At 56.0% G+C, this 23,350-nt stretch carries 21 protein-coding genes; 13 read left to right on the top strand and 8 right to left on the bottom strand.

Annotated elements, in window-relative coordinates:
• The first annotated feature begins 10 nt into the window (after positions 1-10).
• The 8 genes from ispG to B3B59_RS15615 all read left to right on the top strand — a co-directional run bounded on the left by ispG (position 11) and on the right by B3B59_RS15615 (position 9,187).
• Complete coding sequence (ispG, locus tag B3B59_RS15650) at positions 11-1,129, top strand: flavodoxin-dependent (E)-4-hydroxy-3-methylbut-2-enyl-diphosphate synthase (RefSeq protein ID WP_040074518.1); 1,119 nt, start codon at positions 11-13, stop codon at positions 1,127-1,129.
• A gap of 92 nt (positions 1,130-1,221) precedes the next feature.
• Entirely contained in the window at positions 1,222-2,496 is a 1,275-nt protein-coding gene (gene hisS, locus B3B59_RS15645; RefSeq protein ID WP_040074520.1) for a histidine--tRNA ligase, read from the top strand.
• Positions 2,497-2,509: 13 nt separating this feature from the next.
• On the top strand, positions 2,510-3,130 hold the full coding sequence (locus B3B59_RS15640; protein ID WP_040074522.1) for a YfgM family protein: 621 nt from the start codon (positions 2,510-2,512) through the stop codon (positions 3,128-3,130).
• Between the two features lie 10 nt (positions 3,131-3,140).
• Complete coding sequence (gene bamB, locus B3B59_RS15635; protein ID WP_040074524.1) at positions 3,141-4,319, top strand: outer membrane protein assembly factor BamB; 1,179 nt, start codon at positions 3,141-3,143, stop codon at positions 4,317-4,319.
• A gap of 110 nt (positions 4,320-4,429) precedes the next feature.
• The gene (gene der / locus B3B59_RS15630) at positions 4,430-5,902 is read left to right on the top strand and encodes a ribosome biogenesis GTPase Der (RefSeq protein WP_040074525.1); all 1,473 of its coding nucleotides are present in this window, start codon (positions 4,430-4,432) and stop codon (positions 5,900-5,902) included.
• Positions 5,903-6,212: 310 nt separating this feature from the next.
• Positions 6,213-7,766, top strand: a complete 1,554-nt coding sequence (locus B3B59_RS15625) for a peptide MFS transporter (protein ID WP_212478463.1) — start codon at positions 6,213-6,215, stop codon at positions 7,764-7,766.
• 69 nt (positions 7,767-7,835) lie between these two features.
• Positions 7,836-8,915, top strand: coding sequence for an oxidoreductase (locus tag B3B59_RS15620; RefSeq protein WP_286809492.1), 1,080 nt, complete (start codon positions 7,836-7,838; stop codon positions 8,913-8,915).
• 50 nt (positions 8,916-8,965) lie between these two features.
• Complete coding sequence (locus B3B59_RS15615) at positions 8,966-9,187, top strand: zinc ribbon domain-containing protein (RefSeq protein ID WP_040074530.1); 222 nt, start codon at positions 8,966-8,968, stop codon at positions 9,185-9,187.
• On the opposite strand, the gene B3B59_RS15610 is transcribed toward B3B59_RS15615, so the two are convergent.
• Both B3B59_RS15610 and B3B59_RS15605 read right to left on the bottom strand, forming a co-directional pair.
• On the bottom strand, positions 9,184-9,534 hold the full coding sequence (locus tag B3B59_RS15610; protein WP_046884561.1) for a protealysin inhibitor emfourin: 351 nt from the start codon (positions 9,532-9,534) through the stop codon (positions 9,184-9,186). The genes B3B59_RS15615 and B3B59_RS15610 overlap by 4 nt on opposite strands.
• Positions 9,535-10,554 (bottom strand): M4 family metallopeptidase, encoded by a 1,020-nt coding sequence (locus B3B59_RS15605; RefSeq protein ID WP_040074532.1) that lies wholly within the window; start codon positions 10,552-10,554, stop codon positions 9,535-9,537. It lies immediately after the preceding gene.
• 159 nt (positions 10,555-10,713) lie between these two features.
• Here B3B59_RS15605 and B3B59_RS15600 point away from each other — a divergent pair, with 159 nt between their 5' ends.
• Positions 10,714-11,856, top strand: a complete 1,143-nt coding sequence (locus B3B59_RS15600) for an MFS transporter (RefSeq protein WP_286809491.1) — start codon at positions 10,714-10,716, stop codon at positions 11,854-11,856.
• Here the strand turns inward: B3B59_RS15600 and xseA are convergent.
• On the bottom strand, positions 11,853-13,229 hold the full coding sequence (gene xseA, locus B3B59_RS15595) for an exodeoxyribonuclease VII large subunit (protein WP_286809490.1): 1,377 nt from the start codon (positions 13,227-13,229) through the stop codon (positions 11,853-11,855). The two genes, B3B59_RS15600 and xseA, sit on opposite strands and share 4 nt — an antisense overlap.
• 158 nt (positions 13,230-13,387) lie before the next feature.
• On the opposite strand from xseA, the gene guaB reads away from it, so the two are divergent.
• Positions 13,388-14,854 (top strand): IMP dehydrogenase, encoded by a 1,467-nt coding sequence (gene guaB / locus B3B59_RS15590; RefSeq protein WP_286783291.1) that lies wholly within the window; start codon positions 13,388-13,390, stop codon positions 14,852-14,854.
• Between the two features lie 63 nt (positions 14,855-14,917).
• Positions 14,918-16,495, top strand: coding sequence for a glutamine-hydrolyzing GMP synthase (gene guaA / locus B3B59_RS15585; protein WP_286809489.1), 1,578 nt, complete (start codon positions 14,918-14,920; stop codon positions 16,493-16,495).
• Positions 16,496-16,555: 60 nt separating this feature from the next.
• On the opposite strand, the gene B3B59_RS15580 is transcribed toward guaA, so the two are convergent.
• From B3B59_RS15580 to B3B59_RS15565, 4 genes are all read right to left on the bottom strand, one after another.
• A complete protein-coding gene (locus B3B59_RS15580) occupies positions 16,556-17,305 on the bottom strand; it encodes an alpha/beta fold hydrolase (RefSeq protein WP_286809532.1) in 750 nt (249 codons plus the stop codon).
• 10 nt (positions 17,306-17,315) lie between these two features.
• The gene (locus tag B3B59_RS15575; RefSeq protein WP_212478468.1) at positions 17,316-17,570 is read right to left on the bottom strand and encodes a DUF1471 domain-containing protein; all 255 of its coding nucleotides are present in this window, start codon (positions 17,568-17,570) and stop codon (positions 17,316-17,318) included.
• A gap of 35 nt (positions 17,571-17,605) precedes the next feature.
• Complete coding sequence (locus B3B59_RS15570) at positions 17,606-18,067, bottom strand: DUF6130 family protein (RefSeq protein WP_286809487.1); 462 nt, start codon at positions 18,065-18,067, stop codon at positions 17,606-17,608.
• Between the two features lie 317 nt (positions 18,068-18,384).
• Positions 18,385-19,548, bottom strand: coding sequence for an MFS transporter (locus tag B3B59_RS15565; RefSeq protein ID WP_286809486.1), 1,164 nt, complete (start codon positions 19,546-19,548; stop codon positions 18,385-18,387).
• Between the two features lie 97 nt (positions 19,549-19,645).
• Between B3B59_RS15565 and B3B59_RS15560 the strand changes: the two genes are divergently transcribed.
• Entirely contained in the window at positions 19,646-20,521 is an 876-nt protein-coding gene (locus tag B3B59_RS15560) for a LysR family transcriptional regulator (protein WP_286809485.1), read from the top strand.
• 44 nt (positions 20,522-20,565) lie between these two features.
• Here B3B59_RS15560 and B3B59_RS15555 read toward each other — a convergent pair whose 3' ends face one another.
• Positions 20,566-20,754, bottom strand: a complete 189-nt coding sequence (locus B3B59_RS15555) for a YfgG family protein (protein WP_046884620.1) — start codon at positions 20,752-20,754, stop codon at positions 20,566-20,568.
• A gap of 351 nt (positions 20,755-21,105) precedes the next feature.
• Between B3B59_RS15555 and B3B59_RS15550 the strand changes: the two genes are divergently transcribed.
• Positions 21,106-23,346, top strand: a complete 2,241-nt coding sequence (locus tag B3B59_RS15550; RefSeq protein WP_286809531.1) for an EAL domain-containing protein — start codon at positions 21,106-21,108, stop codon at positions 23,344-23,346.
• Positions 23,347-23,350: the final 4 nt, after the last annotated feature.

Below are 23,350 nucleotides of genomic sequence, written 5' to 3'. Positions count from 1 at the left end.
GAGATTTTTCATGCATAACCAGGCCCCTATTCAGCGTAGAAAGTCCAAACGCATTTACGTTGGGAATGTGCCAATCGGCGATGGGGCACCTATCGCCGTTCAGTCAATGACGAACACACGCACCACGGATGTGGAAGCGACGGTTAATCAGATTAAAGCGTTAGAACGCGTAGGCGCCGATATTGTTCGCGTCTCCGTACCAACCATGGATGCCGCCGAGGCGTTCAAACTTATCAAACAGCAGGTCAGCGTTCCGCTGGTTGCAGACATCCATTTTGACTACCGTATCGCCCTGAAAGTGGCGGAATACGGCGTGGACTGCCTGCGTATCAACCCGGGTAACATCGGTAGTGAAGAGCGTATTCGCACCGTCGTTGACTGCGCACGCGATAAAAACATTCCTATCCGTATCGGTGTGAACGCCGGTTCGCTGGAAAAAGATCTGCAGGAAAAGTATGGCGAGCCGACGCCGCAGGCTTTGCTCGAATCCGCTATGCGCCATGTGGATCACCTCGATCGTCTGAACTTCGATCAGTTTAAAGTCAGCGTGAAAGCGTCTGACGTCTTCCTTGCCGTAGAGTCCTATCGCCTGCTGGCAAAACAGATCGATCAGCCGCTGCACCTGGGGATCACCGAAGCCGGTGGACTGCGCAGCGGATCGGTGAAATCAGCCATTGGCCTGGGCCTGCTGCTCTCCGAAGGGATCGGCGACACGCTGCGCGTTTCACTGGCGGCGGATCCGGTCGAAGAGATCAAAGTCGGTTTCGATATCCTTAAATCGCTGCGCATCCGCTCGCGCGGGATCAACTTCATCGCCTGCCCAACCTGTTCACGTCAGGAGTTTGACGTTATCGGTACGGTTAATGCCCTGGAGCAGCGTCTGGAAGATATCATCACGCCAATGGATGTCTCTATCATTGGCTGCGTGGTCAATGGCCCGGGCGAAGCGCTGGTCTCTACCCTGGGCGTAACCGGCGGTAACAAGAAAAGCGGTCTCTATGAAGATGGCGTTCGCAAAGATCGTCTGGATAATAACGACATGATCGATCAGCTGGAAGCCCGCATTCGTGCCAAGGCAACCATGCTAGATGAGACGCAACGCATCAGCGTGCAACACGTCGAAAAATAACGAGATGGGAAGCGGTGCGCTTCCTGTGTATGATTGAACCCTTGGGTTAATGAATCTTTGGGTTCATTTTTGTATATAGAAAGAGAATAAACGTGGCAAAAAACATTCAAGCCATTCGCGGCATGAACGATTATCTGCCTGGCGAGACCGCCATCTGGCAGCGCATTGAAGGCACACTGAAACAGGTGCTCGGCAGCTACGGTTACAGCGAAATCCGTTTGCCGATTGTAGAGCAGACCCCGTTATTCAAGCGCGCAATCGGCGAAGTAACCGACGTGGTTGAAAAAGAGATGTATACCTTTGAAGACCGCAATGGCGATAGCCTGACGCTGCGTCCTGAAGGTACGGCGGGTTGTGTACGCGCCGGCATCGAACATGGTCTCCTGTACAATCAGGAGCAGCGCCTGTGGTATATCGGCCCGATGTTCCGCCACGAACGTCCACAAAAAGGCCGCTATCGTCAGTTTAACCAGCTGGGTGTTGAAGTCTTTGGCCTGCAAGGGCCGGACATTGACGCCGAACTGATTATGTTGACCGCCCGCTGGTGGCGTGCGCTCGGTATTGCTGAGCACGTTTCCCTGGAGCTGAACTCTATCGGCTCTCTGGAAGCGCGAGCCAACTACCGTGACGCGCTGGTCGCGTTCCTTGAACAGCATAAAGAGAAGCTGGACGACGATTGCAAACGCCGGATGTACAGCAACCCGCTGCGCGTACTGGACTCCAAAAACGCCGAGGTACAGGCGCTATTGAACGACGCGCCTGCGCTGGGTGATTATCTGGACGACGAGTCTCGTGAACACTTCACCGGTCTGTGCAAATTACTGGAAGCGGCGGGCATTGCCTATACCGTGAACCAGCGCCTGGTACGTGGTCTGGACTACTATAACCGTACCGTATTTGAGTGGGTAACTACCAGCCTGGGCTCGCAGGGTACAGTCTGCGCGGGCGGTCGTTACGATGGCCTGGTTGAGCAACTGGGTGGGCGTGCTGCGCCTGCAGTGGGCTTCGCCATGGGTCTTGAGCGACTTGTTTTGCTGGTTCAGGCAGTTAATCCGGAATTTAAAGCAGAATCCGTTGTCGATATATACCTGGTCGCCTCGGGTGCGGATACGCAACCTGCGGCAATGCAGCTGGCCGAACGCATTCGTGATGAATTGCCGGGCGTTAAGCTGATGACCAACCATGGTGGCGGCAACTTTAAAAAACAGTTTGCGCGTGCCGATAAGTGGGGCGCACAGGTGGCACTGGTGCTGGGTGAGTCTGAAGTCGCTGCGGGTAACGTCGTGGTGAAAGACTTGCGCTCTGGTGAACAGATTACGGTAACGCAGGACGGCGTTGCGGCGCACTTGCGCTCTTTGACTTTCTAAGGAGAAGGACGGCGTGGAAATGTACGAAAACGAAAACGACCAGGTTGATGCCATCAAGCGCTTCTTTGCTGAAAACGGCAAGGCTCTGGCAGTTGGGGTTATTTTAGGTGTTGGCGCATTAATTGGCTGGCGTTACTGGACCAGTCATCAGGTGGATTCCGTGCGTGGCTCCTCGCTGCAGTATGAAAATACGGTCAGCGCGATCAAAGCCGACCAGCCGCAAACCCTGGCCGCCGCTGAGAAATTCGCCGCGGAGACAAAAAACACCTATGGTGCACTGGCGTCGCTGGAAGTTGCGCAGCAGTTCGTTGATAAAAACGACCTGGATAAAGCAGCGGCTCAGCTTCAGCAAGGTCTGGCTGCCGCCAGCGACGATAACCTGAAAGCGCTGATCAACTTGCGTCTGGCACGCGTTCAGGTTCAGCAGAAGAAAGCTGACGAAGCGCTGAAAACGCTCGACACCATTAAAGGTGAAGGTTTTGCCTCTATTGTTGCCGATCTGCGCGGTGAAGCACTGCTGAGCAAAGGCGATAAACAAGGCGCGCGCAGCGCATGGGAAGCGGGCGTAAAAAGCAACGCCTCGCCAGCGCTGAGCGAAATGATGCAGATGAAAATAAATAATTTGTCCGTCTGAGAGGGACCCGATGCAATTGCGTAAATTACTTCTGCCAGGACTGCTTTCCGTTACGTTATTGAGTGGCTGTTCACTGTTCAGTGGCGAAGAAGATGTTGTCACCATGTCTCCGCTGCCGACGGTGGAAAATCAATTCACCCCGTCTACTGCGTGGAGTACCTCCGTCGGTGACGGTATCGGTGATTTCTACTCCAACCTGCACCCGGCCTATGCGGATAGCGTCGTCTATGCGGCCGATCGTAAAGGCACCGTGAAAGCGGTCAACGCCGACGACGGAAAAGAGATTTGGTCGATCAATCTGGCAGAAAAAAGCGGCTGGTTCTCCCGTAACCCAGCGCTGCTCTCTGGCGGTTTAACCGTGTCCGGTGGACGCGTGTATGTGGCCAGTGAAAAAGCACAGGTCTACGCCCTGGACAGCGGCGATGGCTCAATCGTCTGGCAGAGTCGTGTCGCAGGCGAAGCGCTTTCTCGTCCGGTCGTGAGCGATGGTATGGTGCTGGTTCACACTGCGAATGGTCAGCTTCAGGCGCTTAACGAAGCCGATGGCGCGGTAAAATGGACCGTTAACCTGGATATGCCTGCGCTCTCTCTGCGCGGTGAATCCGCCCCTGCAACCGCCTTTGGCGCAGCCATCGTGGGCGGTGATAACGGTCGTGTGAACGCCGTGCTGATGCAGCAGGGCCAGTTGATTTGGCAACAGCGTATTTCACAGGCGACCGGTCCGACTGAGATCGACCGTCTGAGCGACGTGGATACCACGCCGGTTATCGTCAACGGCGTCGTCTACGCGCTGGCGTACAACGGCAATCTGACCGCGCTGGATCTGCGTAGTGGCCAGATCATGTGGAAACGTGAGCTGGGTTCAGTGAATGATTTCATCGTTGATGGCGACCGTATCTACCTGGTTGACCAGAACGATCGTCTGCTGGCGCTGAGCACCGAAGGGGGCGTGACCCTGTGGACGCAAAGCGATCTGCTGCACCGTCTGCTGACCGCACCGGCGCTCTATAACGGCAGCCTGGTGGTGGGCGATAGCGAAGGCTATATGCACTGGATCGATCCGTCAAATGGCCGCTTTGTTGCTCAGGATAAAGTCGACAGCTCCGGCTTCCTGACGGAACCTGTCGTCGCTGACGGCAAACTGCTGATTCAGGCAAAAGACGGCACGCTGTACGCGATCACGCGTTAATCACAGCGGTTGTAGTATAATAAACGGCTCCTGTCTCTTCAGGGGCCGTTTTGACTTTTTTATCTACGCCGCAAAAGCGACGTAGTAATGCATTTTATGAGGCTTTAAACATGGTACCTGTGGTCGCGCTTGTCGGGCGCCCGAACGTTGGAAAATCCACTCTTTTTAACCGTTTAACACGCACCCGTGATGCGCTGGTTGCGGATTTCCCGGGGCTCACGCGTGACCGTAAGTACGGTCGTGCAGAAGTGGAAGGTCGTGAATTCATCTGTATTGATACCGGCGGTATCGACGGAACCGAAGACGGCGTTGAAACGCGTATGGCTGAGCAGTCTCTGCTGGCTATCGAAGAAGCCGATGTCGTTCTTTTCCTGGTGGATGCCCGCGCGGGTCTGATGCCTGCGGATTCCGCTATTGCCAAGCACCTGCGTTCGCGTCAAAAGCCGACCTTCCTGGTAGCGAACAAGACCGACGGTATTGATGTCGACCAGGCGATGGCCGATTTCTGGTCTCTGGGTCTGGGCGATATTTATCCTATCGCGGCCTCACATGGCCGTGGCGTAACCAGCCTGCTCGAAACTGCACTGCTGCCGTTCGTTGATGAAATCAGCCCGCCGGAAGAGGTTGATGAAGACGCCGAATACTGGGCGCAGTTTGAAGAGCGTGAAGAGGGCGAAGAAGAGCCGGAAGACGACTTCAACCCGCAGGATCTGCCGATTAAACTGGCTATCGTGGGGCGTCCGAACGTAGGTAAGTCTACGCTTACCAACCGTATCCTCGGCGAAGACCGCGTGGTGGTTTACGATATGCCGGGCACCACCCGCGACAGTATCTATATTCCGATGCAGCGTGACGAGCGTGAATACGTTCTGATTGATACCGCAGGGGTGCGTAAGCGCGGCAAAATTACCGATGTGGTGGAAAAGTTCTCGGTTATTAAGACCCTGCAAGCGATCGAAGATGCCAACGTAGTCATGCTGGTTATCGATGCCCGTGAAGGTATTTCCGATCAGGATCTCTCTCTGCTCGGCTTCATCCTGAATAGTGGGCGCTCACTGGTGATTGTGGTTAACAAGTGGGATGGCCTCAGCAATGAAGTGAGAGAGCAGGTGAAAGAGACCCTGGACTACCGTCTGGGCTTTATCGACTTTGCGCGCGTGCATTTCATCTCTGCTCTGCATGGCAGTGGGGTGGGAAATCTGTTTGAATCCGTGCGTGAAGCCTATGACAGCTCCACCCGCCGCGTAGGCACGGCGATGCTGACCCGCATCATGACCATGGCCGCTGAAGACCATCAGCCGCCGCTGGTGCGTGGCCGTCGCGTGAAGCTGAAATATGCCCACGCCGGTGGTTATAACCCGCCGATTGTGGTGATTCACGGTAACCAGGTAAAAGACCTGCCGGATTCCTACAAACGTTATCTGATGAACTACTTCCGTAAGTCTCTGGACGTAATGGGCACGCCGATTCGTATCCAGTTCAAGGAAGGGGATAACCCGTTCGCCAATAAGCGCAACACCCTGACGCCAAACCAGATGCGTAAACGTAAGCGTTTAATCAAACACATCAAAAAGGGCAAATAACCGTTTCAGGTGACCTGTTGCTCAACAAGCCCGCTTTCAGCGGGCTTTTTACTTTTCACGCTCTTTCACCTTCCTGACGTTAGTGCGCTGATGTCAATCACAATTCTGCTTTTTCCAGCATAAAATCTACGAAAAGAGATACCTGTCGAATTTTCGTCTTAACGTTCCGCATCTGGCACTAGACAAAACCAGCGACTGGTTATCAAATGGTTAAATAAAATTTTCGGAGTGTATTGATCGAGCTGAACCCTAACTGGCCGACCTTAATTCCGCGTTTATAAGCACAACGACACACCTCTTCGGGAGAACTATGCAATCCTCAGTTAATAATAAAGAAAGCCGGACCTTCTTCGGCCACCCGTATCCGCTTGGCTCGCTCTTTTTCACAGAGATGTGGGAACGTTTCTCGTTCTATGGCATTCGCCCGTTACTGATTCTGTTCATGGCGGCCACCGTTTATGACGGCGGCATGGGGCTGGCACGTGAAAATGCCTCGGCTATCGTCGGGATCTTCGCCGGTACCATGTATCTGGCGGCCCTGCCGGGTGGGTGGCTGGCCGACAACTGGCTCGGCCAGCAGAGAGCGGTCTGGTACGGCTCCATTCTGATTGCGCTCGGCCACCTGTCGATTGCGCTGTCGGCGGTGATGGGGAACAATTTGTTCTTTATCGGCCTGATGTTCATTGTGCTGGGATCGGGTCTGTTCAAAACCTGTATCTCGGTGATGGTAGGGACCCTGTATAAAAAAGGCGATACGCGTCGTGATGGCGGCTTCTCGCTCTTTTATATGGGCATCAACATGGGGTCATTTATCGCGCCACTGATTTCCGGCTGGCTGATTAAATCTCATGGCTGGCACTGGGGCTTCGGCATCGGTGGTATCGGGATGCTGGTTGCCCTGGTGATCTTCCGTCTCTTCGCCGTGCCATCAATGAAACGCTATGACCGCGAAGTGGGACTCGACTCCACCTGGAACAGCCCGGTGGCGAAGAAAAATGGCGTCGGTGCCTGGCTGGTGGCGCTGGCGGTGGGTGTGGCGATTGTCGTTGCGCTGATTGCTCAGGGCGTGATTGTGATTAATCCGGTCGCGGTCGCCAGCGCGCTGGTCTACGTGATTGCCGCCTCGGTAGCGCTGTACTTCATCTGGCTGTTCGTCTTTGCCGGTCTCAATCGCAAAGAGCGTGCCCGCCTGCTGGTCTGCTTCATTCTGCTGATTTCGGCGGCCTTCTTCTGGTCTGCGTTTGAACAGAAACCTACCTCGTTCAACCTGTTCGCCAATGACTATACGAATCGTATGATCGGCGACTTTGAAATTCCGGCGGTATGGTTCCAGTCTATTAATGCTCTGTTCATTATTTTGCTGGCACCGGTCTTTAGCTGGGCGTGGCCGAAGATGGCGAGCATGAACATTCGTCCGGGCAGCATCACCAAATTTGTCATCGGTATTCTCTGCGCAGCGGCAGGTTTCGGCCTGATGATGCTGGCGGCACAGAACGTGCTGCAAAATGGCGGGGCAGGCGTATCGCCGTTCTGGCTGGTGGGCAGTATCCTGATGCTGACCCTAGGTGAGCTGTGTCTGAGTCCGATTGGCCTGGCAACCATGACGTTGCTGGCCCCAGAAAGAATGCGTGGCCAGATGATGGGCCTGTGGTTCTGTGCCAGTGCGCTGGGCAACCTGGCGGCGGGCCTGATTGGTGGCCACGTTAAGGCCGATCAGCTGGATATGCTGCCGGATCTCTTTGCACGCTGCTCTATTGCCCTGCTGATCTGTGCTGCCGTACTGATCGTCCTCATTGTTCCGGTCCGCCGCATGCTGGAAAATGCGCAGACGAAAAGTGAGGAAAAACCGGTAACCACCGCCTGATGGCAGGGTTATAACCAGACAAAACCGGCGCCTTGTACGCCGGTTTTTTTATATTGAGCGAGGCAGAATATGAATGTCGGCTTTATCGGCCTGGGGGCGGTGGTGGAAACGGCTTACCTCCCTGCGCTACGACAGACGGGGGCAAACTGTTACGGCTTTGACCTTCGCCTTGACCGCCAGCCTGAGGGGATCATTCGCTGTCCCATGCTGTCGACGCTCCTGGAATCCCCGCTGGAAACGCTATTTATTACCACCTCTTCGCTCCATCACCTTGAGGTACTCGAGCAGGCCCTGGCTTCCCCGATCCCCCGTATCGTGGTGGAAAAACCGATTATTGCGACCCTCGCTCAGGCCACCCGGTTAAACGGGTTGTTGAACGATTGCCGGGTCGCCCGGCAAGTGCTGGCCCTCGATCACTGGATGGCGCGAACCGGTGCGCTGCAGCTGGCGCTGGGGCAACCGGATCCCCGCTGGCAGCCGCAGGGTGAAGCACGCCCAATACGCGCCATTTCCGGCGTTGCAGATATCGTCAAAATAGAGGGCTTTTTGCTGGAACCCAGCGGTTTTAATGAGGCAGGGGAACCTGTCGCTCTTAACTTCGCTACCGGGGAGCCTGATACACGTACGTTGCACCATCCGGACGGCGTAATTCTGGATATTGGCACCCACGTACTGGCAATGATGCGGGAAACGGTTTGCCATCTCGGGGGAAATAACGACATGGCGCTGCAGGTGATCTCCGCCAGGGATCGGCTGGGGCGCGATATCGAGAGAGGCGATCTGCGCACGGCAGAAGGTGAAGCGCATTTAGAAGGGCATCTGAGCGGTATTCCGGTGGCTGTCTGGCTTAATAAATATGCCGGGCCTCAGGGCGGACAAAAAGGGCTGCGGCTGCATCTTCGCGATGGCCGCATTATCAGCCACGACAGGCGAGGCCAGCAGGATGTGCTAACGCTCAGCGAAGGTGAACATCTCCAGCGCTGGGCGCGTACCGGTACGCTCTATGAACACTGCCTCGCAGAACAGATCCTTGGGGAAGCGAGCCTGTTTTCCCGCGCGCCGGATGAGGTGCGCCACATTACCCGACGGCGACTGGACGAAGTCACACTGCTCCTCAATTTACAGCAACGGCTGCGTGGCCCCCACTGACCGCGCTGTGGTAAAATCAACCCATGCTGAACCCCTTTTAAGGAGTCACAATGCCTGTTACCTGCCCCGATTGTCATGCAGAATTAACCCCGCAAAATGGCCTGGCGCACTGCGCGGCCTGTAACAAAGAGATTGCGCTGCAAGCCCTTTGCCCGGAGTGCCATCAGCCTTTGCAGGTCTTAAAAGCTTGCGGCGCAGTGGATTATTTTTGCCAGAATGGCCACGGTCTGATCTCGAAAAAGCGCGTGGAGTTTGTTCTGCCAGAGGCTTAATCGCAAACGCAACCTTCGCCTTTCAACCACAAATCTACCAGCGACGGCGGCGCTTCCTGTTCGGGTACCAGCAAGATGACATCCGTATATTGCGCCTGATTGTGCCGGGTCCAGACGATCTGAATACGAAAGTAGCGCTGATCGCCCTGGCCTGGCGACGCAGGCTGGCCGGGCGGTTGGCCCAGCTCCAGCGCCTGGTCCAGAATCTCTACCACTTTTTGGCGCTGTTGCGCATTCAATGAAGAGAGCGCGATTCTGCGCAGGCCGCTTAACTTTGGAATAAAGGCGACGCCGCCTTCTCGCGCCAGTTCAACGACAGCGTCTTCAGTCAATTCCGGAATCTGCATTTACAGCACTCCTGTGGTTTTCCAGGCCGCCTCGATTGCTGCTGCCACTGCGCTGCCGGACCGTTTGCCCCCGTGGTTGATTGTCAATCGGGCGAAAGTCGCGAAATCGGCATCCTGCGGGAGGGCCCGGTCGCAAACCGTATCATACCAGGCATATCCGGCCTGCTCCCATGCATAGCCCCCCAGCGCGGTCGCGGCGAGATAGAATGCGCGATTAGGTATCCCGGAGTTAATATGCACGCCCCCGTTATCCTCACGGGTTTTCAGGAAATCATTCATATGGCCTGGCTGCGGATCTTTACCCAGCAGAGGGTCGTCATAGGCGCTACCGGGCTCCTTCATGGAGCGTAGCCCTTTCCCGTTAATTCCGGATGCCAGCAACCCTTCACCAATAAGCCAGTCGGCTTCCTGGGCGGTCTGTTTAAGATGGTATTGCTTAACCAGCGAGCCAAAGACATCTGAAAGCGATTCGTTCAGCGCGCCGGATTGTTCGTAATAAATTAATCCCGCTTCGGTTTCGGTCACGCCGTGACTCAGTTCATGGGCCACCACGTCGATGGCGATGGTAAAGCGGTTAAATATTTCGCCGTCGCCATCGCCGAACACCATCTGCTCGCCATTCCAGAAAGCATTTTGATATTCCCGGCCATAATGTACGGTGCCGGTCAATATTAGCCCCTTACCATCCAGCGAATCGCGCTGATAGTTTTCCCAGAAAAAGTCATGCGTGACGCCGAGGTAATCATAGGCCTCATCCACCGCGATATCGCCGGTTGAGGGTTGTCCTTCATAGCGAACCTGCGTTCCCGGTAGCTCCTGCAGATTTCGGGCATCGTAGATATCACGCTCCAGCTGACCGGCATTGTTGACGTGCGGGGCGGCGGGTTTGCCGGGCATATGGGCCATTAAGGTCTGCACGTGGGTTAATGTCTGGCGAGCACACTGCTGCTGTAATTCAGAGCCGCGATCGATGATGCGGCGCAAGATGTAGGGGGGAATAACGCTATAAGGCTGGGTCATGCTGCTCTCCTGTTTTCTGGCAATGCCGAAAAAAGAACCAGTGTAAGTGTAAGCCATCGACACGGGGATGGGCATAAGTCGGACAAATCGCGCAGCGTAAAACTGGCACTCCGCCGGTTCAGGGATTAGGTTTTAGCGGGGTACATAACGAGGATCAGAATGAAAAAAAGCATGGCATTCGCCTTCAGCGGTTTTGTCTTGATCGCCGTGACCTATGGGATGGCAAGGTTTTCATGGGGCATTATGCTGCCCGATATAAAACAGGCCATCCCGCTCTCTATGGAAACCGCCGGTCTGATTGCCGCCTGTAGCTACGCGGCATACTGCCTGTCGGTATTATTTGCGTCGTTGTTAACCAACCGATTCGGTGCCCGGTTCACGGCGTCGCTCGCGGCCATCACCGCGGCCGTCGGGCTACTGATACTGGCCGTTTCACCTTCGCCGCTCTGTCTGGCCATCGGACTGTTTATTGCGGGACTGAGCTCAGGCCTGGCGTCCCCCTCGTTGGCCGGCGCGGTCAGCGCGGTAATACCGCCTGAGCGTAACACGCAAGTGAATACGGTCATCAATGCGGGTACCAGCGGAGGGATCATCCTCTCGGTACCGATACTGTTTTTTCTGCCGGGAGGATGGCGATTCGCCTGTGTCGCTTTTGCGCTACTGGCTCTGCTTTGCTTGATCCCTGTCTGGCGCTTTCTCCCTGCGGGTAAAGCCCCCCAGGCTGCGGTGCAACAGGGGTGGCGGGCCCAACTGGCTAAACCGGCAATGCTGAGATTATTACTGATCGCGTTTGTCAGCGGTATCGCCAGCGCGGCGTGGTGGAGTTTTGGTCCGGAGCTGCTTCAACGTCATACCGGGCTGGAGAGCGGCACCACGAATATTCTTTGGCTGATCAGCGGGGGAGCGGGCATTGCGGCGGTATTAACCGGTAGCGTAGCTCAGCGCACAGGGATGCGGGTGGTCTACCGGGGATCGCAAATTTTTATGGCGGTTTCGCTTATTCTGCTCGCCCTGATCCACGGCTTTAGCGGGTGGCTGATACCTGCCGTGGCATTGAACGGCGCGGGCTATGTGATCCTCTCCGGCGTGCTATTAGTTCAGGGGGCGGCGATTGCCGCCTCTGCACCCGCGATGGGGGTGAGTCTGGCCTTTTTAATGCTGGCGGTCGGGCAGATTGTCGGGGCGATTGTCTTCGGGCAGCTGTATGGAGCAATAGGCGCGGCTGGCGCGCTGATGAGCTTTTCTGCCTTATCCTGGCTGATGCTTTGCGTCACGCCGGGGGGCGATACGCCTACAGATTAGGGCTGTTTTTTTCGGGTCCGCGGTTTTTTCGCGGCCGTCACGCCTTTCACTTCACTCTCGACCCAGCCGTCTGACAGGCGGGTCGTCAGCACATCGCCGGCTTTGACTTGTTGGGTCTGTTTGAGCACTTTGCCATCGGTCGCGGTGGTGACGCTATAACCGCGTGCCAGGGTAGAGAGGGGGCTGACCGCCTCCAGATGGGTAACCGCGTTGCCAAAGCGTTCGCGCGTGCTGCTGAGCCGCGCACGCAGATTCTCGGCCAGCCGATACTCAAGCTGCTGAATGCGGGTTTGCGCACGGTAGATTTTCGGCTGCGGATTTTGCTGGTTCAGGCGCTGGGCCACGCGTTGCTGACGCAAGGTCGCACGTTTGAGCTGGCCCTCCAGCGCAACGTTCATGCGCTGGCGCAGACGTTCCAGCACGGTTTGCTGACGCGCAAGACGCAGCTGAGGGTGCTGCTGGTGCAGGCGATGCTGGAGCTGGGTAAAGCGACGCGTACGTTCTGCGAGGAAGTAATCCATCGCCATCTCCAGGCGTTGCTGCCCGTTCTGAAGCTGTCGTAGCAGCTCCAGCTGATTGCGGCTCACCACTTCGGCCGCTGCGGACGGCGTCGGGGCGCGTAAATCCGCCACGAAATCGGCGATGGTGACGTCTGTTTCATGGCCGACAGCGCTGACCACCGGAATGGCGCTGGCAAAGATGGCCTGTGCTACGCGCTCGTCGTTAAAGCTCCACAGATCCTCCAGCGAACCGCCACCGCGCCCGACAATTAACACATCACACTCACGGCGCGCATTCGCCAGTTCAATGGCGCGCACGATCTGGCCTGGGGCATCATCCCCCTGAACCGCGGTGGGGTAGATGATGACGGGCAGGGAGGGATCGCGACGCTTCAGAACGTGGAGAATATCGTGCAAGGCCGCACCGGTTTTCGAGGTAACTACGCCAACACAGTGAGCCGGAGCGGGCAGAGGTTGTTTATATTGCTGATCGAACAACCCCTCTGCAGAGAGTTTCGCTTTTAGCTGTTCATATTTTTGCTGCAACAGCCCTTCGCCCGCAGGCTGCATGCTCTCGACGATGATTTGATAATCACCGCGTGGTTCATACAGCGTAATATTGGCGCGTACCAGAACCTGCTGGCCATGCTGAGGACGGAACGTGACGCGACGGTTGCTGTTGCGGAACATTGCACAGCGCACCTGAGCGGTGTCGTCTTTTAGCGTGAAGTACCAGTGGCCGGAAGAGGGCTGGGTAAAGTTAGAGATCTCACCGCTGATCCAGACTTGCCCCATTTCCTGCTCAAGCAGCAAACGCACCGTCTGGTTAAGGCGGCTGACAGTAAAAATTGAGGGGGATTGAGAGGATAACATGTGAGCGGGATCAAATTTTAAATCAGCAAGTTATTCAGTCGATAGTAACCTGCTGAGAGGCGATCGCAAGCTTTTTTCTAAAAAAGTGTAGATGCAATCGGTTACGCTCTGTATAATGCCACGGCAATATTTAACCACCCAGGTCAGAGATATTGCCCATGCTACGTATCGCTAAAGAAGCACTGACGTTTGACGACGTCCTCCTCGTTCCCGCTCACTCCACCGTTCTGCCGAATACTGCCGACCTCAGCACGCAGTTAACCAAAACCATTCGCCTGAACATTCCTATGCTCTCCGCGGCAATGGACACCGTGACTGAAGCGCGCCTGGCTATCGCCCTGGCTCAGGAAGGCGGCATTGGCTTTATTCATAAAAACATGTCTATCGAGCGTCAGGCAGAAGAAGTTCGCCGCGTGAAGAAACATGAATCTGGCATCGTTACCGACCCGCAATCTGTTCTGCCAACCACCACGCTGCACGAAGTTAAAGCGCTGACCGAGCGTAACGGCTTTGCAGGCTACCCGGTTGTCACCTCCGATAACGAACTGGTGGGTATTATCACTGGCCGCGACGTCCGCTTCGTCACCGACCTGAACCAGCCAGTTAGCGTTTATATGACTCCGAAAGAGCGTCTGGTTACCGTGCGTGAAGGCGAATCCCGCGAAGTGGTCTTTGCGAAGATGCACGAAAAACGCGTTGAGAAAGCGCTGGTGGTGGATGATAGCTTCCATCTGCGCGGCATGATCACCGTAAAAGATTTCCAGAAAGCAGAACGTAAACCGAACGCCTGTAAAGACGAGCATGGACGTCTGCGCGTCGGTGCTGCGGTTGGCGCAGGTGCGGGCAACGAAGAGCGCGTTGATGCGCTGGTTGCCGCAGGCGTTGACGTGCTGCTGATTGACTCCTCTCATGGCCACTCCGAAGGCGTGCTGCAACGTATTCGTGAAACCCGTGCAAAATACCCGGATCTGCAGATTATTGGCGGTAACGTCGCGACTGGCGCAGGCGCTCGCGCCCTGGCGGAAGCAGGCTGCAGCGCGGTGAAAGTGGGTATCGGCCCAGGCTCCATCTGTACGACCCGTATCGTCACCGGCGTGGGCGTTCCGCAAATCACCGCCGTTTCCGACGCGGTTGAAGCGCTGGAAGGCACGGGCATCCCGGTTATCGCTGATGGCGGTATCCGCTTCTCCGGCGACATCGCCAAAGCGATTGCGGCCGGTGCGGCAGCGGTAATGGTTGGCTCCATGCTGGCCGGTACCGAAGAGTCCCCGGGTGAAATCGAGCTGTTCCAGGGCCGTTCTTACAAATCCTACCGTGGGATGGGCTCTCTGGGCGCGATGTCCAAAGGCTCCTCTGACCGTTACTTCCAGACCGATAACGCGGCAGACAAACTGGTGCCGGAAGGTATCGAAGGCCGCGTAGCCTATAAAGGCTACCTGAAAGAGATCATTCACCAGCAGATGGGCGGCCTGCGCTCCTGTATGGGTCTGACCGGCTGTGGTACTATCGACCTGCTGCGTACTAAAGCGGAATTTGTGCGTATCAGCGGTGCGGGTATTCAGGAAAGTCACGTCCATGACGTGACCATCACCAAAGAGTCCCCGAACTACCGTATGGGCTCCTGATAAGTTTCCACGCCCGGCTATATGCCGGGCGATTTTGTTTCACTTGCCTCGGAATTAGCGTCAATGACGGAAAACATTCATAAACATCGCATTCTTATCCTCGATTTCGGTTCTCAGTACACGCAGCTGGTGGCACGTCGCGTCCGTGAGCTGGGCGTTTACTGTGAGCTGTGGGCATGGGATGTCACGGAAGCACAGATTCGCGAGTTCAACCCAAGCGGCATCATCTTGTCTGGCGGCCCGGAAAGCACCACCGAAGAGAACAGTCCACGCGCACCGCAGTACGTGTTTGAAGCGGGCGTGCCGGTCTTTGGCGTCTGCTACGGCATGCAGACCATGGCAATGCAGCTGGGCGGCCACGTAGAAGGCTCTACTGAACGTGAATTCGGCTATGCGCAGGTAGAAGTGGTGAGCGATAGCGCACTGGTGCGCGGTATCGAAGACTCCCTGACCGCAGACGGCAAACCGCTGCTGGACGTATGGATGAGCCACGGCGATAAAGTTACCGCTATCCCGTCCGACTTCGTGACCGTTGCCAGCACCGAAAGCTGCCCCTTCGCGATCATGGCGAACGAAGAAAAACGTTTCTATGGCGTGCAGTTCCACCCGGAAGTGACACACACCCGTCAGGGGATGCGCATGCTGGAGCGCTTCGTGCGTGACATCTGCCAGTGTGACGCCCTCTGGACCCCGGCAAAAATCATCGACGACGCCGTGGAGCGCATCCGCCAGCAGGTTGGTGATGACAAAGTGATTCTTGGCCTCTCCGGCGGCGTGGACTCCTCCGTGACCGCGATGCTGCTGCACCGCGCTATTGGCAAAAATCTGACCTGCGTCTTCGTGGACAACGGTCTGCTGCGTCTTAACGAAGCCCAGCAGGTGCTGGATATGTTCGGCGACCACTTCGGTCTGAACATCGTTCACGTGGAAGGCGAGAAGCGCTTCCTGGACGCGCTGGCCGGTGAAAACGATCCGGAAGCGAAACGTAAAATCATCGGTCGCGTGTTTGTCGAAGTGTTCGACGAAGAGGCGCTGAAGCTGGAAGACGTGAAATGGCTGGCGCAGGGTACGATCTACCCTGACGTAATCGAGTCTGCGGCCTCTGCCACCGGTAAAGCACACGTCATCAAATCTCACCACAACGTGGGCGGCCTGCCGAAAGAGATGAAGATGGGCCTGGTTGAACCGCTGCGTGAGCTGTTTAAAGACGAAGTGCGTAAGATCGGCCTGGAGCTGGGTCTGCCGTACGACATGCTTTACCGTCACCCGTTCCCGGGGCCAGGTCTCGGCGTGCGCGTGCTGGGCGAAGTGAAGAAAGAGTACTGCGACCTGCTGCGCCGTGCCGATGCGATCTTCATTGAAGAGCTGCACAAAGCCGACCTGTATAACAAAGTGAGCCAGGCGTTCACCGTGTTCCTGCCGGTTCGCTCTGTAGGCGTAATGGGCGATGGCCGTAAATACGACTGGGTTGTCTCCCTGCGTGCGGTGGAAACCATCGACTTCATGACCGCACACTGGGCGCATCTACCGTATGATTTCCTGGGTCGCGTCTCTAACCGCATCATCAATGAAGTGAACGGTATCTCCCGCGTAGTGTATGACATCAGCGGTAAGCCACCGGCGACGATCGAGTGGGAATAATCCCCGCCCGATAATCGCGTTTTATTGAAGCCCGCTACCCGCGGGCTTTTTATTGCCTGCTCATTGCGCCGCTTGCTCAATCGTCCGGGCAATCTCCTCCGGATGGCTCACCATCGAGACATGGCTTGCCGCCACTTCGGTGGTTTTGGCATGAATCGCCTTCGCCATGGTGCGCTCCAGATCCGGGTTGATCATCCGGTCATTCTTGCTGACCACATACCAGCTCGGTTTGTCGTGCCAGGCCGCATGGGTCACCTTTTCCGCAAAGGCATCTGCACGGATCGGGCCCTGAGTGGCGGTCAGCGCGTTCTGCTCGCCCGCCTTAATGTCCGGCGCAAAATCCTCGCTTACCGATTTGCCCGGTAGGTAAAGATAACCGTCCGCGGTCTTAGCGATGCCTGCGCTGCCCGGTGGGGCAGGGTAGCTTCCGGCCAGATTCGCCGTCGACTGGCCCGAATCCGGGGCAAATGCCGCCACATAGACCAGCGCTTTGACCCGCGCATCGTTGCCCGCCTCGCTAATTACCGTCCCGCCCCAGGAGTGCCCCACCAGCACCACATCACCGTGAGCCCGGGCGATGGCGCGCTGAGTCGCGGCAACATCATCTTTTAACGAGGTGAGCGGCAGCTGAACGGCAATGACCTCGGTATGCTGGTTATGCAATTTATTGATCACAGAGTTCCAGCTACTGCCATCGGCAAAAGCACCATGCACCAACACCACGGTTTTATCGCTGCTCGCCAGCGCTACGCCGCTGGCGGCGGCCAGCAGCAGGCCTGCTGCTAGCGTATGCGTAAACAGTTTTTTCATCATGACGACCTCAGCGATAAATATCTGCGGTACCAGACAGAGTGTTATTGCCCCCGGCGGAGGTAATGCGGAACGCGCTGGCGCCCGCTTCGGCGGCTTTGGCCTGCAGTTTCGCCTCCAGATCCGTAAGCGACGTTGCGCCGCTGCTGTCGGAAATGGTGCCAATCTTTTGTTGCCCGTGAGGCTGGTTAATTTCCTGAGCAGCGAAAGCGGAAGAAGCCATGGCAGCAGAGAAGGTCAGAACAGCAATCAGTAATGTTTTCATGGTTTAAATCCTCAAAAATAGATCAGTGGTTGTGTTCAGTGCATAACCGCAGCATGCGGTGGCACGGTGAATTCAATGGTTTTACGATCAACAGGCTTATGGGTTGGGTCGGCGAGAATAATCGTCACCTTGTGCTGGCCAGCAGGCAGCCCCACCAGAATGACCGGCTCACCGCTGGCGTCGGCCCAGTGCCAGGGATTGTCATCGACGATGACGTGAATATGGCCAATGCGTGGCGTCACTTTTAGCGCCCCGGGCCCGAAAACGGGTTCGATGCGCATGTTCTCTGTGCGGTACTGAATAAAGACCGCGCCTTTACTCAGCGGGCCCGCCAGGGGCGGATCGACAATCAGCTTCGCCGGAGGCTGGGGCTGTTCAAGCGGCGCAACGGCAGCGGGGCCATTAACCTCCGCGGCACTCAGTCCGCTTAACGGCGCGGCCCAGGTGCAGCCTGACGTCAGTGCGAGCAGCGCCAGCAGTAAGTTTCGATGCTTCATTCGGGGGACTCCTCTTCGGTAATCATTTGCGACAGACATAGAAGACCATTTTTATGTATCGGGTCTGTTTGCTGCGGGCGGCTTTTTTGTATGGCTGCGTAAGCAGGGAGAGGTGGATACAGTGCGATACATTCCGCGCATGCGGGCAGCACGTGTATGCCATGAGTAAAGCGGCTGTCGCAGCGAGGGTGCACATTCCCGGCCTGGATCTGGCGCCACGACGTATAACTATCAACATGGCGGCATGGCTTGCCGGGGAATCATCCGGCTATATCACCGGAGCAAGCCTGACCATTGACGGTGGCGTTGTGTTTCAATCACGCAGGGCAGGGATGCCCCGGCTGATTTTTCACAATAGACACCGCCAGCCCGGTAATTACCAGCGTCAGCCCCCATGACAGCCACATCGCACCGGTAATCCCCAATGTCCGGTTCAACCACGCATAGGCCAGCGGAGAGACTGCGGCCATCAGCTGGGCCGGGATCAACAGCACCCCGGTGCGTCTGGCGTACTCTTCTGGGGCAAACAGCTGCAGCGGCAGGGTGGCTTTCACAATGGTCACCAGCCCGTTAATCGCCCCATAGCCCAGCACAAACCCAGCGGCGGACCAGGCAAAAAATGAACTGCTCAACCCGAGTAAAAAACAGAGCGGCATGGCCAGGGCGGTAATCAGCGTGAGCCGAAGCGGCGTAAGATGCTGGCCTGCCGCCACCTCCATAAAACGTGCGCCGGTTTGTCCTGTACCCCACAACATACCGATAGCCATGGGTAAGCCACAGCTGGCGATAAATTCCGGAAGGTGGGTAGAGGTGCCGTTAGAGACAAAAGTGATTAACGCAATGAAGGCGGCATAACACCCTGCGTTACGTCGGTCGTTGCCTGTGGCGCGGGCCGGCGGGGTTCGCTTCACCGGGCAGCGCTGGGACGGAAGCTGGCGAATCAAAATGGCACTTAGCACGCCACAAAGCGCATAGATCAGCAGCGCATCTTGCCAGCGCATGATGTTAAGCAGGGCGTCGCCGAACGGCCAGAAGGCGGCGGAGGCCAGTCCACCCGCCAGCGTCACGCGGGATATCGTTTTTCGTGCTTGTTGGCCATACAGATTAACCAGAGAGGCGAAGAGAGCGTCGTAGAGCGACAGGCGCATACCGATGCCGGCCAGCAGCCAGGCGCCGTACCAGCCTGCGAGCGAGGGGGTGTAAGCCATCCCTACGCAGCTGGCCGCAATCAATAAGGTGCCGCTCATCACCACCCGCCGCCCGCCAAGCCGCGCCAGCAGGCGGGCAACAAAAGGCGATACGCCCGCCATCACCAGCATCGCGAAGGTCAGCCCGAGATAGATCTGCACAGATGACCAGCCTTTGTCGGCGGAAATCGCCCGGGCGAAGGTCCCGGGCATATAAAACGAAATCCCCCAGTTGATGAGTTGATTACAGCCAGCGGCAAGGGGTAATGCGCGGGGGAGGGCGGACGTTTTCATTATCTTTCATTCCGTTATGCAGTTGTCCCGAGCATACTGGGCGCGGTAAGGTGCAGGCAGGTCCTGACGGTTATCACCCGTATAAGAGAAACTTTGTATGACGACGCTCAACCTGGCACATCTGGCCACCTTCCGGCTGGTTATTCAGCGGGGAAGCTTTTCCGCAGCGGCAGACGTGCTGGGGATCTCGCAGCCTGCCGTCAGTTTACAAATCCGGCAACTGGAACATTTTTTACGTTCACGACTGCTCGAGCGCACCGGACGGGGCGTAAAGGCCACTGCCGCCGGTCTGGCATTGCTGACCCACGGCGAACGTATTGAGCAGGCGGTCGAAGAGACCCTGCGTTCGCTGGATGCGTTCAGCCATGAAGTGAGCGGGACAGTGTCGCTTGGCACAGGAGCGACGGCCTGTATTCATCTGCTACCGCCGCTGTTGCAGCAGTTGCGGGAGACGTACCCGCTGCTGAAGGTGGGGGTGACCACCGGCAATACCCCCGGCGTGGTGCGCGCTATTGAAGAGAATCGCCTCGATCTGGGTCTGGTGACGATGCCGGTCAGCGGCAGAGGGCTGGAAATTACACCGATTCTCGATGAGGAGTTTGTCTGTATTTCTGCGCAGGAGGAGGAGTGTGTGCCCACACCGGATTCGTTACACACCCTGCCGCTGATAGCGTTTGAGTCGGGAAGTGGAACGCGTGCGCTTATTGACGCCTGGTTTCAGGCGAGTGGGTTACAGCCGGAACCGGTGATGCAGCTGGGTAGCATCGAAGCGATAAAACGGATGGTTCGCGCCGGGCTGGGGTACAGCATCGTTCCGCGTATGGCGGTAGAGCAGGTGGCCGATCGCGAAGGGTTATGCGTATTGTCATTAACGCCGGTATTACATCGCCAGTTGGCCATTGTCATGCGTCAGGACAAAATTCTTAGCAAAGGCATAAGTGGATTGATCAGACTGCTGCAGCAGGAAAAATAGCAGGCAAGGTCAATGAAGGAATTTTATTTATTCCGCAATAAGGGTTACCGAACGGCAGTATCAACAGAGAGGGAGGATTGCTGCGACTCGAGTTTGTCCTGATGATGATACCAGGCACCTATCGAGGAATAAACGAAGCGGCCAAAGAAGAAGAGAAAGCTAATAAGCAAAATGATGCGCGTCATCCGAGTGTTAAACCGATGTCGTTTTCGCATACGTGTAGCCTGACTCACAATGTTATCCAGATAATACCCTTCCGGGCGATAGGCTCATTAAGGCATAGCGGCGAAGCGGGGTCAATTAATGCTTATGTAAAATTCTGTCAGCATTTAAATAATCCATTGTTATGTATATTAATCAGTTAATTTACACCATTGATAAATCGTACAAAAATATCGTTAAAAAATGTGATTATTGATTCTGGATATTAAAAAGTTTGATTTAAGTCAATTGCCGCGCAGGGATGCTTTATAAAATCTCACCTCCTCCGTGAGAGCCTCCTTCAAGCCTCCACGGTTAACAAGCGTCAGGTTGGATGCCTGTCTGAAATTACCCTTGGGGACGAGCGGGTTTAAATGGCATCTATGACAATTTTCGCGTTATATCAACAATACAAAAATCGCTGGTGGGCGCTGCCCCTGATCCTACCCCTTCTGCTGATGCCTTTGGTGCGCCAGGCTACAACCTATACCGAGGTCGAAGGCGGCATCGTCGTACTTTATTATATGCCCCTGGCCTTTCTACTGGCGCTAACCCTCTTTTATGGTCTTGTGGCGCTGCCGGGCATGATTCTGGCGCTGGTACTTCATTACTACCCCGCAATAGGCGGTTTTGAGACCACCATTGCCACCGCACATTTTCTTATTCCGGTCATACTCAGTTGGGGAGGATACCGGGTCTTTTCGCCGCGGCGTAATCGTGTCGCCTACGGTAATACCCGGCTAATGGCATCACGCCTGTTCTGGCAAATGTTCTGCCCGGCGACGCTTTTCTTTTTACTTTTTCAGTTCGCTGTCTATTTTGGCGTTTACGAAACCCGTTTTCACCTGGCCGGGCTCAGCGACACGGGTATCCGCTCGTTAATTAATTACCAGGGACTGCTGGTAGGCTGTCTGACCGGGGTCCCGTTCTGCTACGTGCTGCTGCGCGCAATCCGCCACCCGCGCTATCTGCGCAGCCTGGTGTCGCAGATTCGTGCTCAATTCGACCCGAAGGTTACCGCGCTGGAGATCGTGCTCTGGCTTATCATCAACGGCATCCTGCTGGGAATGCTGTTATGGCCGATGAACGAGAACAGCTCTATCTTCAGCACCAACTATACCCTGTCACTGCTGATGCCGGTTATGCTCTGGGGTTCAATGCGTTTCGGTTATAAGCTGATGTCACTGCTCTGGACGCCGGTGCTGATTGTCTCTATACACTATTTCTATCGCTATATTCCGCTGTCAGAGGGGTATGACATCCAGCTCACGATCACCTCGTCCAGCTACCTCGTCTTTACCTTCGTCGTGGTGTACATGGGCATGCTGGCAACACGTCAGCGCGCCATCAGCATTCGTGCTCGTCGTCTGGCATTTCTGGATCCGGTCGTCCATATGCCTAACCTGCGTGCGCTCAGCCGCGCGCTGGGTGAAAGGCCCTGGTCAGCGCTCTGTTTCCTGCGCATACCGGAGCTGGAAGTGCTGGGGCGTAATTACGGCGTCCTGCTCCGGATACAGTACAAACAGAAACTGGCGGAGTGGCTGAACGGTTACCTGCAGCCTGATGAGTGCGTCTATCAACTCTCCGGACACGATCTGGCGCTACGCCTCAATACCGAATCCTACCAGACCCGGATTGAGGAACTGGATCAGCAAATTAAACGCTTTCGTTTCTACTGGGACGGGATGCCGCTACAACCGCAGGTGGGAGTGAGCTACTGCTACGTGCGCTCGCCCGTCGCCCATCTCTATCTTTTGCTGGGTGAGCTGAGCACCATCGCCGATCTCTCCCTCTCCACCTGCCATCCAGAAAATCTGCAGCAGCGTGGTGCCCTTAATATGCAGCGCGGGCTGAAAGATAAAGTCGAGATGATGAACCGCGTGCAGCGGGCGCTGGAAAACGACGCCTTTGTTCTGATGGTGCAGCCTGTTCAGGGAATTCGCGGGGATCACTATCATGAGGTGCTGCTGCGAATGCGCGACGATAAAGGCGAAATGATCGCTCCGGATCTGTTTTTACCCGTGGCCCAGGAGTTTGGCCTCTCTTCGCGGATCGACTTGTGGGTGCTGGAGAAGACTTTGCAGTTTATGGCCGACAATCGCGTCTCTATGCCGGGTCAGCGCTTTGCGATCAATCTTTCACCCAGCGCGGTTTGCCGCGCCCAGTTGCCGCTTGAGGTCAACCGTCTGCTGCAAAAATATGCCATTGAGCCCTGGCAGCTTGTTTTTGAAGTCACCGAAAGCAGCAGTTTCGGCAATGCGGGGCTGGCGAACCAGATCATGGGCCAGCTGCAAAAAATGGGCTGTCGGATTGCGATAGATGATTTTGGTACCGGCTACGCCAGCTATGCTCGCCTGAAGGATGTGGATGCGGATATCCTGAAAATCGATGGCAGTTTTATTCGTAATATTGTCAGTAACAGCCTGGATTACCAGATTGTGGCCTCGATATGCCATCTGGCGCGAATGAAGAATATGCAGGTGGTGGCAGAATATGTCGAAAACGAACAAATCCGCGATGCTGCAGTGGCGCTGGGCATTGATTATCTGCAGGGGTATTTGATCGGCAAACCCGACGTCATGACGAATCTGCTCATCGATCAGGCGCCCGGTCTGAGCGCCTGATCGC

The sequence above is a fragment of the Leclercia sp. UBA2479 genome (assembly GCF_002341985.1).
GTDB lineage: Bacteria > Pseudomonadota > Gammaproteobacteria > Enterobacterales > Enterobacteriaceae > Enterobacter > Enterobacter pneumoniae.
This window is presented reverse-complemented; position numbering and strand designations above follow the sequence as displayed.

What these genes read in the sequence shown, in the direction of transcription:
- ispG (WP_040074518.1), top strand. Translation starts at nt 11, where the DNA reads ATGCATAACCAGGCCCCTATTCAGCGTAGAAAGTCCAAACGCATTTAC.
- bamB (WP_040074524.1), top strand. Translation starts at nt 3,141, where the DNA reads ATGCAATTGCGTAAATTACTTCTGCCAGGACTGCTTTCCGTTACGTTA.
- der (WP_040074525.1), top strand. Translation starts at nt 4,430, where the DNA reads ATGGTACCTGTGGTCGCGCTTGTCGGGCGCCCGAACGTTGGAAAATCC.
- B3B59_RS15625 (WP_212478463.1), top strand. Translation starts at nt 6,213, where the DNA reads ATGCAATCCTCAGTTAATAATAAAGAAAGCCGGACCTTCTTCGGCCAC.
- B3B59_RS15620 (WP_286809492.1), top strand. Translation starts at nt 7,836, where the DNA reads ATGAATGTCGGCTTTATCGGCCTGGGGGCGGTGGTGGAAACGGCTTAC.
- B3B59_RS15615 (WP_040074530.1), top strand. Translation starts at nt 8,966, where the DNA reads ATGCCTGTTACCTGCCCCGATTGTCATGCAGAATTAACCCCGCAAAAT.
- B3B59_RS15610 (WP_046884561.1), bottom strand. Translation starts at nt 9,534, where the DNA reads ATGCAGATTCCGGAATTGACTGAAGACGCTGTCGTTGAACTGGCGCGA.
- B3B59_RS15605 (WP_040074532.1), bottom strand. Translation starts at nt 10,554, where the DNA reads ATGACCCAGCCTTATAGCGTTATTCCCCCCTACATCTTGCGCCGCATC.
- B3B59_RS15600 (WP_286809491.1), top strand. Translation starts at nt 10,714, where the DNA reads ATGAAAAAAAGCATGGCATTCGCCTTCAGCGGTTTTGTCTTGATCGCC.
- xseA (WP_286809490.1), bottom strand. Translation starts at nt 13,229, where the DNA reads ATGTTATCCTCTCAATCCCCCTCAATTTTTACTGTCAGCCGCCTTAAC.
- guaB (WP_286783291.1), top strand. Translation starts at nt 13,388, where the DNA reads ATGCTACGTATCGCTAAAGAAGCACTGACGTTTGACGACGTCCTCCTC.
- guaA (WP_286809489.1), top strand. Translation starts at nt 14,918, where the DNA reads ATGACGGAAAACATTCATAAACATCGCATTCTTATCCTCGATTTCGGT.
- B3B59_RS15580 (WP_286809532.1), bottom strand. Translation starts at nt 17,305, where the DNA reads ATGAAAAAACTGTTTACGCATACGCTAGCAGCAGGCCTGCTGCTGGCC.
- B3B59_RS15575 (WP_212478468.1), bottom strand. Translation starts at nt 17,570, where the DNA reads ATGAAAACATTACTGATTGCTGTTCTGACCTTCTCTGCTGCCATGGCT.
- B3B59_RS15570 (WP_286809487.1), bottom strand. Translation starts at nt 18,067, where the DNA reads ATGAAGCATCGAAACTTACTGCTGGCGCTGCTCGCACTGACGTCAGGC.
- B3B59_RS15565 (WP_286809486.1), bottom strand. Translation starts at nt 19,548, where the DNA reads ATGAAAACGTCCGCCCTCCCCCGCGCATTACCCCTTGCCGCTGGCTGT.
- B3B59_RS15560 (WP_286809485.1), top strand. Translation starts at nt 19,646, where the DNA reads ATGACGACGCTCAACCTGGCACATCTGGCCACCTTCCGGCTGGTTATT.
- B3B59_RS15550 (WP_286809531.1), top strand. Translation starts at nt 21,106, where the DNA reads ATGACAATTTTCGCGTTATATCAACAATACAAAAATCGCTGGTGGGCG.